14 protein-coding genes and 1 riboswitch are annotated in these 17,478 nt (G+C 56.4%); of the genes, 10 read left to right on the forward strand and 4 right to left on the reverse strand.

Annotated features, from left to right (window positions below; translation table 11 throughout):
* Both leuC and leuD read left to right on the forward strand, forming a co-directional pair.
* Positions 1–1,401 (forward strand): 3-isopropylmalate dehydratase large subunit, encoded by a 1,401-nt coding sequence (leuC, locus tag KP80_RS07925; protein WP_052283054.1) that lies wholly within the window; start codon positions 1–3, stop codon positions 1,399–1,401.
* 10 nt (positions 1,402–1,411) lie between these two features.
* Positions 1,412–2,017 carry a 3-isopropylmalate dehydratase small subunit gene (gene leuD, locus KP80_RS07930; RefSeq protein WP_052283055.1) on the forward strand — a complete coding sequence of 202 codons (606 nt, stop codon included), beginning with the start codon at positions 1,412–1,414 and terminating at the stop codon, positions 2,015–2,017.
* A 41-nt stretch (positions 2,018–2,058) separates the two neighbouring features.
* Here the strand turns inward: leuD and KP80_RS07935 are convergent, their stop codons facing one another.
* Both KP80_RS07935 and sgrT read right to left on the reverse strand, forming a co-directional pair.
* A complete protein-coding gene (locus KP80_RS07935) occupies positions 2,059–3,237 on the reverse strand; it encodes a sugar efflux transporter (protein WP_052283056.1) in 1,179 nt (392 codons plus the stop codon).
* Between the two features lie 88 nt (positions 3,238–3,325).
* Complete coding sequence (gene sgrT, locus KP80_RS22330; RefSeq protein ID WP_072129073.1) at positions 3,326–3,463, reverse strand: glucose uptake inhibitor SgrT; 138 nt, start codon at positions 3,461–3,463, stop codon at positions 3,326–3,328.
* A 209-nt stretch (positions 3,464–3,672) separates the two neighbouring features.
* On the opposite strand from sgrT, the gene sgrR reads away from it, so the two are divergent.
* The 4 genes from sgrR (at position 3,673) to thiQ (ending at position 8,842) form a co-directional block, all read left to right on the forward strand.
* Positions 3,673–5,328 (forward strand): HTH-type transcriptional regulator SgrR, encoded by a 1,656-nt coding sequence (gene sgrR / locus KP80_RS07940; RefSeq protein ID WP_052283057.1) that lies wholly within the window; start codon positions 3,673–3,675, stop codon positions 5,326–5,328.
* 56 nt (positions 5,329–5,384) lie between these two features.
* Positions 5,385–5,559: riboswitch (TPP riboswitch) on the forward strand.
* 31 nt (positions 5,560–5,590) lie between these two features.
* Positions 5,591–6,574: a thiamine ABC transporter substrate binding subunit gene (thiB, locus tag KP80_RS07945; protein ID WP_052283058.1), complete on the forward strand. Its 984-nt coding sequence runs from the start codon at positions 5,591–5,593 to the stop codon at positions 6,572–6,574.
* Positions 6,550–8,160: a thiamine/thiamine pyrophosphate ABC transporter permease ThiP gene (gene thiP / locus KP80_RS07950; protein WP_052283059.1), complete on the forward strand. Its 1,611-nt coding sequence runs from the start codon at positions 6,550–6,552 to the stop codon at positions 8,158–8,160. Before thiB ends, thiP begins: the two co-directional genes overlap by 25 nt.
* Complete coding sequence (gene thiQ, locus KP80_RS07955) at positions 8,144–8,842, forward strand: thiamine ABC transporter ATP-binding protein ThiQ (RefSeq protein WP_052283060.1); 699 nt, start codon at positions 8,144–8,146, stop codon at positions 8,840–8,842. Before thiP ends, thiQ begins: the two co-directional genes overlap by 17 nt.
* Before the next feature lie 41 nt (positions 8,843–8,883).
* On the opposite strand, the gene KP80_RS07960 is transcribed toward thiQ, so the two are convergent.
* Together KP80_RS07960 and araC are read right to left on the reverse strand one after the other, a co-directional pair.
* The gene (locus tag KP80_RS07960) at positions 8,884–9,651 is read right to left on the reverse strand and encodes a DedA family protein (RefSeq protein ID WP_052283061.1); all 768 of its coding nucleotides are present in this window, start codon (positions 9,649–9,651) and stop codon (positions 8,884–8,886) included.
* 129 nt (positions 9,652–9,780) lie between these two features.
* Positions 9,781–10,626, reverse strand: coding sequence for an arabinose operon transcriptional regulator AraC (araC, locus tag KP80_RS07965; protein WP_052283062.1), 846 nt, complete (start codon positions 10,624–10,626; stop codon positions 9,781–9,783).
* Positions 10,627–10,964: 338 nt separating this feature from the next.
* On the opposite strand from araC, the gene araB reads away from it, so the two are divergent.
* The 4 genes from araB (at position 10,965) to polB (ending at position 17,466) form a co-directional block, all read left to right on the forward strand.
* Positions 10,965–12,671: a ribulokinase gene (gene araB / locus KP80_RS07970; protein ID WP_052283063.1), complete on the forward strand. Its 1,707-nt coding sequence runs from the start codon at positions 10,965–10,967 to the stop codon at positions 12,669–12,671.
* Positions 12,672–12,681: 10 nt separating this feature from the next.
* Positions 12,682–14,184 carry an L-arabinose isomerase gene (araA, locus tag KP80_RS07975; RefSeq protein ID WP_052283064.1) on the forward strand — a complete coding sequence of 501 codons (1,503 nt, stop codon included), beginning with the start codon at positions 12,682–12,684 and terminating at the stop codon, positions 14,182–14,184.
* 75 nt (positions 14,185–14,259) lie between these two features.
* The gene (araD, locus tag KP80_RS07980; protein WP_052283065.1) at positions 14,260–14,955 is read left to right on the forward strand and encodes an L-ribulose-5-phosphate 4-epimerase; all 696 of its coding nucleotides are present in this window, start codon (positions 14,260–14,262) and stop codon (positions 14,953–14,955) included.
* 153 nt (positions 14,956–15,108) lie between these two features.
* Positions 15,109–17,466 carry a DNA polymerase II gene (polB, locus tag KP80_RS07985; RefSeq protein WP_052283066.1) on the forward strand — a complete coding sequence of 786 codons (2,358 nt, stop codon included), beginning with the start codon at positions 15,109–15,111 and terminating at the stop codon, positions 17,464–17,466.
* The last annotated feature ends 12 nt before the right edge of the window (positions 17,467–17,478 follow it).

Consider the following 17,478-nt stretch of genomic DNA (forward strand, 5'->3'; position numbering starts at 1 on the left):
ATGGCGAAGACTTTATACGAAAAATTGTTTGATGCTCACGTGGTCTTTGAAGCGCCAAATGAAACGCCATTACTGTACATCGATCGCCACCTGGTGCACGAAGTCACTTCACCACAGGCGTTTGACGGCCTGCGTGCGCACAAGCGCCCGGTACGTCAGCCGGGCAAAACCTTCGCCACCATGGATCACAACGTTTCAACTCAGACGAAAGACATTAACGCCTCCGGCGAAATGGCGCGTATCCAGATGCAGGAGTTGATTAAGAACTGCAACGAGTTTGGTGTTGAGCTGTACGATCTGAACCACCCTTATCAGGGTATCGTCCACGTCATGGGGCCGGAACAAGGCGTCACCCTGCCGGGGATGACCATTGTCTGCGGCGACTCCCACACTGCGACCCACGGCGCGTTTGGCGCACTGGCGTTTGGTATCGGCACCTCGGAAGTCGAACACGTGCTGGCGACTCAGACGCTGAAACAGGGTCGCGCAAAAACCATGAAGATTGAAGTCAACGGCAAAGCAGCGCCTGGCATTACAGCCAAAGATATTGTCCTGGCGATTATCGGTAAAACCGGCAGCGCAGGCGGCACCGGTTACGTCGTGGAATTCTGCGGTCAGGCCATTCGTGACCTGACCATGGAAGGCCGTATGACTCTGTGTAATATGGCCATCGAACTGGGCGCGAAAGCAGGCCTGGTGGCGCCAGACGACACCACCTTCAACTATGTCGAAGGCCGTCTGCACGCGCCGAAAGGCAAAGACTTTGACGATGCGGTGAGCTACTGGAAAACCCTGAAAACTGACGACGGCGCGACCTTTGACAACGTTGTCACGCTGCAAGCCGAAGACATCGCACCGCAGGTGACCTGGGGCACCAACCCGGGACAAGTGATCTCCGTGAATGACAACATTCCGGACCCGGCTTCCTTTAACGATCCCGTCGAGCGCGCCAGCGCCGAGAAAGCGCTGGCTTATATGGGGCTCAAGCCGGGTATCCCGCTGACTGATGTCGCTATCGATAAAGTGTTTATCGGTTCCTGCACCAACTCGCGCATTGAAGATTTACGTGCGGCGGCAGAAATCGCCAAAGGCCGTAAAGTCGCGCCTGGCGTGCAGGCGCTGGTTGTGCCTGGCTCCGGCCCGGTAAAAGCGCAGGCTGAAGCAGAAGGTCTGGATAAGATCTTTATCGAAGCCGGTTTTGAATGGCGTCTGCCGGGCTGCTCCATGTGCCTGGCGATGAACAACGACCGCCTGAACCCGGGCGAACGCTGTGCATCCACCAGTAACCGTAACTTTGAAGGCCGTCAGGGCCGCGGTGGCCGTACTCACCTGGTTAGCCCGGCGATGGCCGCAGCGGCCGCGGTAACCGGCCATTTCGCCGATATTCGTAGCATGAAATAAGGAAACCATCATGGCAGAGAAATTTACCCAACATACGGGACTGGTGGTGCCGCTGGATGCCGCGAACGTCGATACCGATGCGATTATCCCGAAACAGTTTTTGCAGAAGGTGACCCGTACCGGTTTTGGCGCACACCTGTTTAACGACTGGCGCTTCCTCGACGACAAAGGCGAGCAGCCGAATCCTGAGTTCGTACTGAACTTCCCAGAGTTCAAAGGCGCGTCTATTTTACTTGCGCGTGAAAACTTCGGCTGCGGTTCCTCACGTGAACACGCGCCGTGGGCGCTGACCGACTACGGTTTCAAAGTGGTGATCGCGCCAAGCTTCGCCGACATCTTCTACGGCAACAGCTTTAACAACCAATTGCTGCCGGTGACCCTGAGCGATGAGCAGGTCGATGAGCTGTTTACGCTGGTGAAAGCCAATCCGGGAATTAAATTTGAAGTGGACCTGGAAGCGCAGGTGGTGAAAGCGGGCGATAAGTCTTATAGCTTTAAAATCGACGACTTCCGCCGCCACTGCATGATTAATGGCCTCGACAGCATCGGCCTGACGCTGCAGCATGAAGATTCCATTTCTGCTTATGAGAATAAGCAGCCGGCATTCATGCGTTAACACCGCTTATGCCGGATGCCCACGCATCCGGCATCATCATCTCACACGTCCTTCACCCGGCAAGTCATCGCCAGCGTGACCACGGAAATTCCGGCAATCACCCAGTACACCGAAAAATGGCCAAAGCTTTGCGCCAGCGCCCCCTGCACGATACCCGCAAGGATCACCCCGGTTGAAATACTGTTAGTAAACAGCGTGGTCGCCGCCCCTGCGCGTCCCGGCATCAAATCCTGAAACCAGAGCATGCCAATCCCGGCAACAATACCAATAAATACGGCGTTAAACAGTTGCAGAACCAAAAGAGACGTGTGGCTATGGAAGAAAATCAGCCCAACGTAGAACAGAACGCCCGCCGCCACCGCCGTCACCATCATTCGCCGTTTACCAAAACGCTTCACGTAGAAGCCCGCAAGGATCATCGCCGGAATTTCAAGCCCCGCCGCGGTACCCATCAGGATCCCCGCCAGGCTGTCCGGTAGCCCGAGATCGCTGCTGATCCACAACGGCATATCGATGATATACATGGTGTTACAGGTCCACATCAGCGTCGACGCAATAAACAGCATGCGCACGTTGCTGTCCTTCCAGCCGCTCAACTGATGCTGTTCGACCTCGCTGGGCTGCTCTACCCGCGCCACCGAAGGCAGCGTCAGCGCAATCAGCGCCAGGCTAATGGCAAAAATAGCGGCCGCAATAGAGAACATGGCGGTGAAGCCATAGTTCAGCGCCAGCATAAAGGCCAACGGCGGGCCAATTACCCACGCCAGCGAAAGCTGCGCACGCATCACCGAGCTAAACATCACCACTTCACGGGCCGAACTGTCGGCATATTCGCGCGCCAGGGCAAACAGCTGCGGCATGGCGGCGTTGGCAATCGAGGCCAGCAGCACGCCGCAGGTAATCAGCGTCAGGTAATGGCGATTAAAAGCGAAAAGCAGTGCGTTGCCAACCGCCATCAGGCAGCAGAACATAATCAGCTTACGCCGGTCACCCCGGCTATCGGATCGCTTTGCCAGACCGAGGCTGACGACAATCCCGGCCACCGCATTGACGGTGTAGAACAGGCCAACCCAGAACGGCTGTACGCCGACCTCACGGCTGAGATACAGGCTCAACGTCGGCGCCTGTAGCGCTCCTGCGATCCCCATCATAAACGCCACCATCATAAAAGCAGCGTACACACCGTTGAGACGTCGTCCCATCGTCATTAACCAGAGCATGTGAAATCCTTTAAGCACGCGAAAGAATAAAAAAAAGCCAGCAGATAATACCTGCTGGCAAATACTCAGTCACACATGATTAGGCGAATTAATGCTCAGAGGTCGGTTTCGTAACTTCCCACTGCATCAGATAGTTCAGCACTTCAAGCCGCTGCGCAGTTGCCTGACGGGCCAGCCAGGAAACCTGTTTGGTAGCAGAAAAATAACGCTGGTAAAACTGATACATAGTGACCTCCTCATCTACCTTATGGCTTTCACGTTGCCGGTAAACCGCAAACCTGATAATCCCCGATGTGGCCGGGGCGAGTCAGCGCAGCCAATGCATCCGCAACCTGAAAGACGACGGGTAGACACCTCCTCGCTTCATCGAAAGCCATTATTGGCTTAATATAGGGATTAATAAATTGCTGAGTTTTTCGCGGGAGTTCCTCTTTTATGCCTTCAGGTCGACTGCAACAACAATTCATCCGCTTATGGCAGTGCTGCGAAGGTAAATCGCAGGAGACGACGCTTAACGATCTGGCCGAACTGCTGAACTGTTCCCGCCGCCATATGCGTACGCTGTTGAACACCATGGAGGCGCGTGGCTGGCTGACCTGGGAGGCGGAAGTCGGGCGCGGCAAGCGCTCTAAGCTGCACTTCCTCTATACCGGCCTTGCGCTACAGCAGCAGCGCGCAGAGGATCTACTGGAGCAGGATCGGATCGATCAGTTGGTACAGCTAGTCGGTGATAAAGCGGCGGTGCGTCAGATGCTGGTGTCGCATTTAGGGCGTAGTTTCCGCCAGGGGCGGCATATTTTACGCGTGCTTTACTACCGACCCATGCACAATTTACTACCAGGAACCGCACTGCGGCGTTCAGAAACGCACATTGCGCGGCAGATTTTTAGCGCTTTGACCCGGGTGAACGAAGTAAATGGGGAACTGGAAGCCGATATTGCGCACCATTGGCAAGCCATTTCCCCATTACACTGGCGTTTTTATTTGCGTCCCGGCATTCATTTTCATCACGGCCGTGAACTGGAAATGGAAGACGTCATTGCATCACTCCATCGCAGCATGACGTTGCCGCTGTTCTCCAATATTGCGCGCATCGACTCCCCGACCGCCTGGACGCTCGACGTTCACCTCATCCAACCTGACCGCTGGCTGCCGCTACTGCTAGGCCAGGTCTCGGCCATGATCCTGCCACGCGAGTGGCAATCGCTGCCCGATTTTTCCCGCATGCCCGTCGGTACCGGGCCGTATGCTGTGTCGCGCAATAACCAAAACCAGCTGAAAATCCACGCCTTTGATGACTACTTTGGCTTCCGCGCTTTAATTGATGAAGTTAACGTCTGGGTACTGCCGGAAATTGGGGAAGAAAATAACTGCGGCCTGACGCTCCAGGGCACAACGCAAAGCGAAAAAGCGATAGAAAGCCGACTGGAAGAAGGCTGCTACTACCTTCTTTTCGATGCACGCAGCCCACTGGGCAATAATCCATCGGTGCGCCAGTGGTTGAGCCACGTGTTCCATCCCAACAACCTGCTCTATCATGCGGGTGAACAGCATCAGAGCCATTGGTTCCCGGCCTACGGTCTGTTGCCACGCTGGCACCATGCGCGCAGCCTCGCCTGTGAAAAACCCGCAGGACTGGAATCCGTCACGCTCACCTATTATCGGGAACACGTCGAGCATAAAACCATTGGCCGTATTATGCAGGCACTGCTGGCGGAGCATCAGGTCACGCTAAATATTCAGGAAGTGGATTATGACGAGTGGCATCGTGGTGAAGCCGTGAGTGACGTTTGGCTCAATAGCGCCAACTTCACGCTGCCGCTGGACTTTTCTCTTTTAGCCTATCTGTATGAAGTGCCGCTGATTCGTCACTGCGTGCCCATCGACTGGGAACAGGATGCAGAACGCTGGCGAGCGGGCGATCTGCAACAGGCAGACTGGTGTCAGCAACTTCTGGCAAACCAGTCAGTGGTGCCGCTGATCCACCACTGGCTGATGATCCAGGGGCAGCGCAGTATGCGCGGCGTACGCATGAACACCTTAGGCTGGTTTGACTTTAAATCGGCGTGGTTTGCTCCACCGGATCCCTAGCGCCGGAGAGATCGCGCTTAAGGCTTTTGATTTATTCACGTAATCATTACAATGTGCCGTTCTCAACGGGGTGCTAAAAAACATACACGAAATCATTTGAGCTGCATCAAGGCGGCGAACGAGTGCAGCCAACGCAGAGGCAGCTCGAAGGATGAAGTGTATGGGCTGAGATAATACCCGTCGAACCTGATCCGGATAATCCCGGCGAAGGGATTTGAGGCTCACTCAAAATCCTTTGCCACCCATATACTAAAGGTGCAAAGTGTTCAAAAAATTACTCCCCCTGCTGCTCCTGGTGGCCGCTCCCGCCTTCGCAAAACCGGTTTTGACGGTTTATACCTATGACTCTTTCGCCGCCGACTGGGGCCCTGGACCTGCGGTGAAAAAAGCCTTTGAAGCCGATTGTAACTGCGAACTGAAATTCGTGGCGCTGGAAGACGGCGTATCGCTGCTTAACCGTCTGCGGATGGAAGGCAAAAACAGCAAAGCCGACGTGGTATTAGGTCTGGATAACAACCTGCTGCAAGCCGCAACTGACACTAAGCTGTTTGCCAAAAGCAACGTTCCTGCCAGCGCAGTCAGCGTCCCCGGCGGCTGGACGAACGATACCTTCGTACCATTCGACTACGGCTACTTCGCCTTCGTCTACGATAAAAACAAACTGAAAAACCCGCCGAAAAGCTTGAAAGAGCTGGTTGAGAGCGATCAGAAATGGCGTGTCATTTACCAGGACCCACGCACCAGTACGCCGGGCTTAGGCCTGCTGCTGTGGATGCAGAAAGTCTATGGCGACAAAGCGCCAGAAGCCTGGCAGAAACTGGCGGCCAAAACCGTCACCGTGACCAAAGGCTGGAGCGAAGCCTATGGCCTGTTCCTGAAAGGGGAAAGCGATCTGGTGCTGAGCTACACCACGTCTCCGGCGTACCACATTATCGAAGAGAAAAAAGATAACTACGCGGCCGCCGCCTTTACCGAAGGGCACTATCTGCAGGTGGAAGTGGCCGCGAAAACCGCCGCCAGCAAGCAACAGAAACTGGCAGATGAGTTCCTGAACTTTATGGTCTCCCCGGCGTTCCAGAACGCCATCCCGACCGGCAACTGGATGTATCCGGTTACCCAGGTCACGCTGCCGGACGGTTTTAACAGCCTGGTGAAACCACAAACCGCGCTGGAGTTTACGCCACAGCAGGTTGCAACCGAACGTCAAAACTGGATTAACGCATGGCTTCGCGCAGCCAGCCGTTAATTCCCCGCTGGCTTTACCCAGGGCTCACGGCCACCGCGTTGATGGTGGCCGTCGCCCTGGCGGCGTTTCTGGCGCTGTGGCTCAATGCGCCAGAATTCTCGTGGTCGACGCTGCTCGGCGATAGCTACCTGTGGCACGTGGTGCGCTTCTCCTTCTGGCAGGCGTTTCTTTCCGCGCTGCTGTCGGTTATCCCGGCCATTTTCCTCGCTCGTGCGCTCTACCGGCGCCGCTTCCCCGGCCGTCAGCTATTGCTGCGGCTGTGCGCAATGACGCTGATTTTACCGGTGCTGGTCGCCGTGTTTGGTATTCTGAGCGTCTACGGGCGTCAGGGTTGGCTGGCGCAGCTTTATGCGTGGCTCGGCTGGCAATGGAACTTCTCGCCCTACGGCTTGCAGGGTATTTTGCTGGCACATGTCTTCTTCAATATGCCGATGGCAACCCGTCTGTTGCTGCAAGCGCTGGAGCAAATACCCGGTGAACAGCGTCAGCTCGCGGCACAGCTTGGTATGCGCGGCTATTCGTTTTTCCGCTACGTCGAATGGCCATGGATGCGGCGGCAAATTCTGCCCATCGCCACGCTGATTTTTATGCTCTGTTTTGCCAGCTTCGCTACCGTGCTGTCATTGGGCGGCGGGCCTTCCGCTACCACAATTGAGCTGGCTATTTATCAGGCACTGAACTTCGATTATGACCCGGCCCGCGCGGCCATGCTGGCAATCATTCAAATGACCTGCTGTCTGGCGCTGGTACTGTTAAGCCAGCGCTTAAGTCGGACGATCGCCGTCGGCAATACGCAGGTCCACGGCTGGCGGGACCCCGATGACCGCTGGTACAGCCGGATTAGCGACACGCTGCTGATTTTTCTCACACTATTACTGCTACTGCCACCACTGCTGGCGGTGGTGTTTGACGGTATCAACGCCAGCCTGTGGCAGGTGTTACAGCAGCCGATTTTGTGGCAAGCCATTGGCACCTCGCTGCGTATCGCTCTTGCCGCCGGCATATTGTGCGTCATACTCACCATGATGCTGCTGTGGAGCAGCCGCGAGCTACGGGCACGCAACCAGCCGCTGGCCGGACAGGCGATGGAACTGAGCGGAATGTTAATTCTGGCGATGCCGGGGATCGTTCTGGCCACCGGCTTCTTCCTGCTGCTGAACAATACCGTTGGCCTGCCGGAATCCGCCGACGGCATCGTGATTTTCACTAACGCGTTGATGGCGGTGCCGTATGCAATCAAAGTGCTGGAAACGCCGATGCGTGACATTACCGCCCGCTACACCATTTTGTGCGACTCACTGGGTCTCGCCGGTTTTAACCGCCTGCGGGTGGTCGAACTACGGGCACTGAAAAGGCCGCTGGCGCAAGCGCTGGCCTTCGCCTGCGTCCTGTCGATTGGTGATTTTGGCGTCGTGGCGCTGTTCGGCAACGAGAATTTCCGCACGCTGCCATTTTATCTCTACCAGCAAATTGGCGCCTACCGTAGCCAGGATGGCGCGGTGACCGCGCTGATTCTACTGTTACTGTGCTTTGCTCTGTTTACCGTTATCGAAAAGTTACCCGGACGCCATGCTAAAACTCAATGATGTCACCTGGCTGTATCAGCACTTGCCGATGCGCTTCACTACGTCCATCGCTCAGGGCGAAAAAGTGGCGATTCTCGGCCCTAGCGGGGCGGGTAAATCCACGCTGCTCAATTTGATCGCCGGTTTTCTGCCGCCGGCCAGCGGGACGATTATGCTGGAAGGCCGCATCCACACGGATACGCCGCCCTCTAAACGACCGGTGTCGATGCTGTTTCAGGAAAACAATCTGTTTAGCCACCTGACGGTACGCCAGAACATTAGCCTGGGAATGAGCCCACGGCTGAAACTCACCGCAGAACAACAGCGGAAACTACAGGTGATTGCCGGACAGATGAGCATTGAGACGATGCTCGATCGGTTGCCCGGCGAGCTTTCCGGTGGCCAGCGTCAACGCGCGGCGCTGGCGCGCTGCCTGGTGCGAGATCAACCCATTTTACTGCTGGATGAACCCTTTTCCGCGCTCGATCCGGCGCTTCGTCAGGAGATGCTGCAACTCGTCGACGACGTCTGCGAGCGTCAGCAATTGACACTGCTGATGGTGTCGCACAGCGTGGAAGATGCGGCGCGTATTGCTACACGCGCGATGGTCATTGCCGAGGGGCGTATCGCCTGGGATGGTGACACTCAGGAACTGCTCAGCGGGAACGCTAGCGCTTCCGCCCTGCTGGGCATCAAAGCGTAAGTCACTGCCGGGCGTGACCTACAGCTCCGGCAGCGTTTTGGTTACAGACCCACCACTTTGCGTAAAATATCGATATACACCGGCATCAGCGGATGACGAATCACGCTAACCAGCGCCACCACCGCCACACCGGTCACCAGCGGAGCCAGCAACAGCAGACGCTGGCGGGGTAAATATACACTCAGGCGGTCGTGATTCTGGCTGGCACTACGCCACAGACGCCAGCACAGCCAGCCGCCAACCCACAGCAGTATCGCCGCCGCCAATAACATCCATTTAAAGCTCGCGCTATTTTCATCCGCCGGAATATCGATGGCCGCTCCAGCCAGGATCCCCGGCAGGAAGTACAGCGGTGGCCACAGCACGCAGCCGATGATGTTGGGCGTAATGAATTTGGCGATCGGCAGGTCAAGCATCCCGGCAACCATCGGTACCAACGGGCGCGTCGGGCCGACAAAGCGACCAATCAGAATGGTTATCATGCTGTGCTGATGCAGCGCGTGCTCTGTTTTATCCAGCAGCGCGCGGTTTTTCTTCATAAACGACCAGCGGTGCAGCGGCTTCTTAAAACGCCACCCCAGCCAGAAAGAGATCCAATCACCCAGTAAACAGCCGATGATCCCCACCAGCCACGCTTGCCAGAAATTCACCTCGCCGCTGCCAATCAGCGCACCCAGCCCCGCCATCATCACGGTACCCGGCAGAATCAAACCGACCAACGCCAGGGATTCCAGAAATGCGACCAGCGCTACCGCAATCAGAGAATAGGTCGTGGATTGCGTAATAAAGTGTTCCAGCAGTTCTTGCATAGTGTGCCCGGTTTGCAAACGAAGCAGGGATTCTCCGGAGCGCCCCCTGCATCGTCAAGCGTTCAATTGTCTTTAGAGTTTACTGGCAAAGACAAAACCCGACACAGTGCATTTCCTTTTCTTTACTTTTTATTCACACCCGGCACGGAATTCGCTCGGGCTAGCGCCGGTGCATTTTTTAAAGACCCGCGAGAAATAAAGCTGATCTTCAAAGCCGACATTACGCCCTACGCTGGCAATAGGCATTCGTGTAGTGCTCAGCAATAGCTTTGCCTGGCTGATGCGCTGGTCTTCACGCCAGCTCAGCACGCTCACCCCAAGCTGTTGGCGGAACAGGTGCGACAGACGCGATGGTGACAGGCAGACATGCTGGGCGACGCTGGCGATTTCAAAGTGGTTATCGGCCAAATGATCGCTAATGTACTGGCAGGCATCGCGCACCCGGTTATCCATTGGCGGATGCAGTGACTCGTTGATTGCCTCCATCCGCCGCAGCAGCAATTGCTCCAGCAGATTGATGGCCAGCAGCTCCGAGTAACGTCCTACGCCCTGTCCGGCATCAATAATCTTGCCAAACAGATTGGTGATTTCGGCCTGATGCGCCTCATCGGGCCGATAAAAGCCGGTTTGAGCCACAATTGCTGGCCAATTCAACCACTCGTGCCAGTAGGCACGCGGACGGAAGTAAACCCATTGGTGATACCACTCGCTGGCATCAGGATGGCGACCGTAATGGTGAATTTCACCCGGCGGGAACAGCAGCATATCGCCCTGACGGCAGACAAACTGTTTGCCCTGATTTTCAATCACCCCTTCTCCGCGCACCGTCATATTCAGAATAAACCCTTTCATCCCGAGCGGTCGGTCGATGAAAAAATCCAAATATCCTCCGGCCTCAATCGGCGTTAACCCGGCCACCAGATGGGCATTAAACGAGTAGCCTGGCAGCAGGGGATCGTTTTGCATTTCAGCCATTTCAGCTCACCCTCATTGATATCTCAAGAAACCAATTATCCATATTCTGCTTTTTATCCTTACGGCTGACGCGGTAAATCAACAACAGAACCAGAGCGGCTGTCAACCCCGTTATTTCAAGGCACTTAGAGAATTAGCACGGGAAAGAGCGGCGCTCAGGACGACAACTGAAGTGTCTATAAAGACGGCAGAAAAGTCCACATTGATTATTTGCACGGCGTCACACTTTGAGACCTCACAGCAAGATCATCCATAAGATTAGCGGTTCCTGCCTGACGGTTTTTAGCGGAGATATCTACTGTTTCACTATCACGTTTTCTTTGAGATGGAGTAACACGATGGCAATCGCAATTGGCCTCGATTTTGGTAGTGACTCAGTCCGCGCCCTGGCAGTGGATTGCGCGACGGGTGAAGAAATCGCTACCAGCGTCGAATGGTATCCGCGCTGGCAGGAAGGGCGTTTCTGCGACGCGCCGAATAACCGCTTCCGCCATCATCCTCGCGACTATATCGAGTCGATGGAAGCCGCCCTGAAAGGCGTTCTGGCAGAACTATCCAGCGCCCAACGTGCAGATGTCGTCGGTATTGGCGTCGACAGCACCGGTTCAACTCCCGCGCCGATTGATGCCGACGGTAACGTCCTGGCATTGAAAGATGAATTTGCCGATAACCCGAACGCCATGTTTGTACTGTGGAAAGACCACACGGCGGTTGAAGAGGCTGAAGCCATCACCCGCCTGTGCCACCAGCCGGGCAAAGAAGACTACTCCCGCTATATTGGTGGGATTTATTCCAGCGAATGGTTCTGGGCCAAAATCCTCCATGTGACCCGCGAAGATCGCGCCGTCGCTCAGGCTGCCGCGTCGTGGATTGAGCTCTGCGACTGGGTTCCGGCGCTGCTTTCCGGTACTACCCGCCCGCAGGATATTCGCCGCGGTCGCTGTAGCGCCGGGCATAAATCGCTGTGGCATGAAAGCTGGGGCGGCCTGCCGCCGGCAGCGTTCTTCGACGAACTTGACCCGATTCTCAATCAGCATCTGCCCTGCCCGCTGTTTAGTGAAACCTGGACCGCGGACGTTCCCGTCGGCACGCTGACCGCCGACTGGGCCGAGCGCCTGGGGCTATCGACCCACGTGGTTATCTCCGGTGGCGCTTTTGACTGCCATATGGGCGCAGTCGGCGCAGGCGCACAGCCAAACGCGCTGGTCAAAGTCATAGGCACTTCTACCTGTGACATTCTGATTGCCGACAAACACAGCGTCGGTTCGCGGACGGTGAAAGGCATCTGCGGCCAGGTTGACGGCAGCGTAGTGCCGAACTTTATCGGTATGGAAGCGGGACAGTCAGCCTTCGGCGATATCTACGCCTGGTTTGGCCGCGTGCTCGGCTGGCCGCTGGAACAACTTGCCGCCCAGCATCCTGAACTCAAAGAACAGATCAAAGCCAGCCAGAAACAGCTGCTGCCGGCGCTTACGCAAGCATGGGCCAGCAATCCGTCACTCGACCACCTGCCGGTGGTGCTCGACTGGTTTAACGGCCGTCGTACGCCGAACGCTAACCAACGGCTGAAAGGGGTGATCACCGATTTAAACCTCGCCACCGATGCCCCGGCGCTATTCGGTGGGTTGATTGCCGCTACCGCCTTTGGCGCACGCGCCATTATGGAGTGCTTCACCGAGCAGGGTATCCCGGTCAATAACGTGATGGCGCTGGGGGGAATCGCCCGTAAGAACCGCGTCATCATGCAGGCCTGCTGCGATGTACTCAACCGCCCGCTGCAAATTGTTGCCTCCGATCAGTGCTGCGCGCTGGGTGCCGCCATTTTCGCCGCCGTCGCTGCGCGCATTCATAACGATATTCCTGCCGCCCAGCAGCAGATGGCCAGCCGCGTCGAACACACCCTACAACCGCAACCACTGCAGGCCCAGCGCTTTGAACAGCTCTATCAGCGCTACCAGCAATGGGCCGTAAGCGCCGAACACCATTATCTTCCTGCTGCTTCGTCGGACACATCCGCGACCTCCACTGCAGCGTTGACTCATTAAGGATACGACTATGACCGTTTTTGATAATTATGAAGTGTGGTTTGTCATTGGCAGCCAGCATCTGTATGGCGCTGAAACCCTGCGTCAGGTGACGCAACACGCGGAACACGTGGTTAATGCCTTAAATGCTGAAGCCAAGCTGCCGTGCAAGCTGGTGCTCAAACCACTGGGGACGCGTCCAGATGAGATCACCGCAATTTGCCGCGATGCCAACTACGATAACAAATGTGCTGGCCTGGTTGTCTGGCTGCACACTTTCTCCCCGGCGAAGATGTGGATCAACGGTCTCACCCAGCTCAACAAACCGCTGCTGCAGTTCCACACCCAGTTCAATGCCTCCCTGCCGTGGGACAGCATCGATATGGACTTTATGAACCTGAACCAGACCGCACACGGCGGCCGCGAATTCGGTTTCATCGGCGCGCGTATGCGTCAACAGCATAGCGTCGTTACCGGCCACTGGCAGGAAAAACGCGCTCAGGAGCGCATCGGTGACTGGATGCGTCAGGCCGTATCAAAACTGGATACCCGTCAGTTGAAAGTGTGCCGCTTCGGCGACAACATGCGCGAAGTGGCGGTGACCGACGGCGATAAAGTCGCGGCGCAGATTAAGTTTGGCTTCTCAGTCAATACCTGGGCAGTGGGCGATCTGGTACAGGTTGTCAACGCAGTCACCGATGGCGAAATCAGCGCGCTGGTCGATGAATATGAAAGCAGCTATCGCCTGAGCCCAGCCGCACAGGTCCACGGCGATAAACGTCAGAATGTGTTAGACGCCGCGCGCATCGAACTGGGGATGAAGCGCTTCCTCGAAGAAGGCGGTTTCCATGCCTTCACCACCACCTTTGAAGATTTACACGGCCTGAAGCAGCTCCCGGGCCTCGCCGTGCAACGCCTGATGCAGCAAGGCTACGGCTTTGCGGGCGAAGGCGACTGGAAAACCGCCGCCCTGCTTCGCATTATGAAAGTGATGTCGACCGGTCTACAGGGCGGCACCTCATTTATGGAAGACTACACCTACCACTTCGACGGTGGTAACGACCTGGTGCTCGGTTCGCATATGCTGGAAGTTTGCCCGTCCATCGCGGTCGAAGACAAGCCGCTGCTTGACGTGCAGCATCTGGGCATCGGTGGCAAGGCCGATCCGGCACGTCTGATCTTCAACACCCAGACAGGTCCGGCGATCGTCGCCAGCATGATCGATCTTGGAGACCGCTATCGTCTGCTGGTCAATACCATCGAAGCGGTGAAAACCCCACACAACCTGCCGAAGCTACCGGTGGCGAATGCACTGTGGAAGGCGCATCCAAATCTGGAAACCGCGTCCGAGGCGTGGATTATCGCCGGCGGCGCGCATCACACCGTATTTAGCCATGCGCTGACGCTGGACGATATGCGCCAGTTCGCTGAACTGCACGACATCGAAATCGCCGTCATCGACAACGATACCCGTCTGCCAGCGTTTAAAGATGCGCTGCGCTGGAACGAAGTGTATTTCGGTTCTAAACGCTAAGCCGCCTCTCCTCACCCTAACCCTCTCCTTGTGGGAGAGGGCCGGGGTGAGGGAAATCCAGACTCGGAGCAAACCATGTTAGACGATCTTAAACGTCAGGTACTGGAAGCCAACCTGGCGCTTCCCCGACACAACCTGGTGACCTTAACCTGGGGCAACGTCAGCGCCATTGACCGTGATCGCGGCGTGTTGGTAATCAAACCTTCCGGCGTCGACTACAGCGTGATGACCGCCGATGATATGGTGGTGGTGAGCCTCGAAACGGGTGACGTGGTTGAAGGCAAGAAAAAGCCCTCATCGGACACCCCAACGCACCGCTTGCTGTATCAGGCCTTTCCAACGCTTGGCGGTATCGTTCATACCCACTCACGCCACGCCACCATCTGGGCGCAGGCTGGGCAGTCAATTCCAGCAACCGGCACCACCCATGCCGACTATTTCTACGGTGCGGTACCCTGTACACGTCTGATGACCGACGCGGAAATCAATGGTGATTATGAGAGGGAAACCGGCGCGGTGATTGTCGAAACCTTCCGGAAAAACGAAATTGACCCGGCGCAGATGCCCGGTGTGCTGGTGCATTCTCACGGGCCGTTCGCTTGGGGCAAAAATGCGGAAGATGCGGTGCATAACGCCATCGTGCTGGAAGAAATTGCCTATATGGGGATCTTCTGCCGTCAGCTCGCACCAGAACTCCCGGAGATGCAGCAAACGCTGCTGGATAAACACTACCTGCGCAAGCACGGAGCAAAGGCCTATTACGGGCAGTAACTTGTGGCCCGGAAACGTAATGTTTACCGGGCCGTCACGCATTTAGAACGAAGATACATTATTCTCCTACCCGGATCACAACTGTATAAAACCACAGCAAATCACCCTTAACCAGGCTATAATCAGGCCTGGTTTTGTTGATAGGGTACAGGCGTGACGCAGCCACAAGCAGGTTTTCTACTCACTCGTCACTGGCGGGATACGCCGCAAGGCACGGAGCTGGCTTTTTGGCTGGCGACCGACGACGGCCCACTGCAGGTCACGCTGCCGCCGCAGGAGTCGGTGGCGTTTATCCCCGAATCCCAGCGCGCGCAGGTTGAACGCCTGCTGCATGGTGAAAAAGGCCTGCGCCTTGCTCCGCTTACCCTCAAAGATTTCCATCGCCAGCCGGTTTTCGGCCTTTACTGTCGTGCCCATCGACAGCTAATGCGGCTGGACAAGCTGCTGCGTGAAAATGGCGTTACCGTTTACGAAGCCGATATCCGCCCGCCGGAACGCTACCTGATGGAGCGCTTCATCACGGCGCCAGTATGGGTCGAAGGTGACATACGCGGTAACACTCTTCGTCAGGCGCGAATGAAGCCAAACCCCGACTACCGACCACCGCTGAAATGGGTATCACTGGATATCGAAACCAGCCGCCACGGCGAGCTGTACTGCATCGGCCTTGAGGGCTGCGGCCAGCGCACCGTCTATATGTTGGGTTCGCCACCCGAACAGCCGCCGCAGGTGGATTTCCATCTCGAGTACGTTGCCAGCCGCCCATTGCTGCTGGAAAAGCTCAACGCCTGGTTTGCCGAATACGATCCGGATGTCCTAATCGGCTGGAACGTCGTGCAGTTTGACCTTCGGGTACTGCAAAAAAGTGCTGAACGCTACAAAGTCCCGCTGCTGCTCGGGCGCGGCGGCAGCGAGCTAGAATGGCGCGAGCACGGTTTTAAAAACGGCGTCTTCTTTGCCCAAGCCGCCGGACGGCTGATTATCGATGGCATTGAAGCGCTAAAGTCCGCTTTCTGGAGCTTCTCCTCATTTTCGCTGGAAAACGTCGCGCGCGAGCTGCTGGGCGAAGGTAAAGCCATCGATAACCCATGGGACAGAATGGACGAAATTGACCGCCGTTTCGCCGAAGATAAACCGGCTTTGGCCACCTATAACCTAAAAGACTGCGAGCTGGTGACGCGTATTTTCCACAAAACGGAAATCATGCCGTTTCTTCTGGAACGCGCCACGGTCAACGGACTGGCCGCCGACCGACACGGTGGTTCAGTCGCAGCCTTCAGCCATCTCTATTTTCCACGGATGCACCGCCTGGGCTATGTCGCCCCCAATCTTGGCGAAGTCCCGCCGCAGGCCAGCCCCGGCGGCTACGTGATGGACTCGCGCCCTGGCCTGTATGATTCGGTGCTGGTGCTCGATTACAAAAGTCTGTATCCCTCGATCATCCGTTCGTTCCTGATCGACCCGGTTGGGTTGATTGAAGGAATGGCCCACCCCGAACCGCAGCACAGCACCGAAGGTTTTCTCGACGCGTGGTTTTCCCGCGATAAACACTGCCTGCCGGGGATCGTCAGCCAGATTTGGCACGCTCGCGATGAGGCCAAACGCCAGCACAACAAGCCGCTATCGCAGGCGTTGAAGATCATCATGAATGCTTTCTATGGTGTATTGGGCACCAGCGCCTGCCGCTTCTTCGATCCGCGGCTAGCCTCGTCGATCACCATGCGCGGCCATGCGATCATGCGACAAACCAAAGCGCTGATCGAATCGCAGGGCTACGACGTGATTTATGGTGATACCGACTCCACTTTTGTTTGGCTCAAGCGAGCCCACGATGAAGACAAAGCCGCCGAAATTGGCCGCTCGCTGGTCGCCTTCGTCAACCAATGGTGGGCCGATGAGCTCCAGAAAAGCGGCCTGACCAGCGCCCTGGAGTTGGAATTTGAGACCCACTTTTGTCGTTTCCTGATGCCAACCATTCGCGGGGCGGATACCGGCAGCAAAAAACGTTACGCCGGGATGATTCAGGAAGGCAGCCAGCAGCGGATGTTATATAAAGGATTGGAAACCGTGCGCACCGACTGGACGCCGCTGGCGCAGCAGTTTCAGCAGGCCCTCTATCTCCGAATCTTCCGCAATGAGCCGTACCGGGATTTCATCCGCGAAACCATTGATAAGCTGATGGCCGGAGAATTGGACGAACAGCTGGTGTATCGTAAACAGCTGCGCCGCCCGCTGGCGGAGTACCAGCGCAATATCCCGCCGCACGTGCGTGCCGCTCGTCTGGCCGATGAACACAATGTGCGACTTAGCCGCCCACAGCAGTACCAACAGCGCGGCAGCATCCGCTACGTCTGGACCACCAATGGCCCGGAGCCGCTGGCTTATCAGCAATCGCCGCTGGATTACGATCACTATCTAACAAAACAATTAGCCCCCGTTGCCGAAGGAATTCTCCCCTTTGTCGACGACGATTTTGCTACAATAGTGACAGGGCAACTGGGTCTATTTTGACAGGTGACTAAC

Source organism: Kluyvera genomosp. 1, from assembly GCF_001266615.1.
GTDB classification, from domain to species: domain Bacteria; phylum Pseudomonadota; class Gammaproteobacteria; order Enterobacterales; family Enterobacteriaceae; genus Kluyvera; species Kluyvera cryocrescens_A.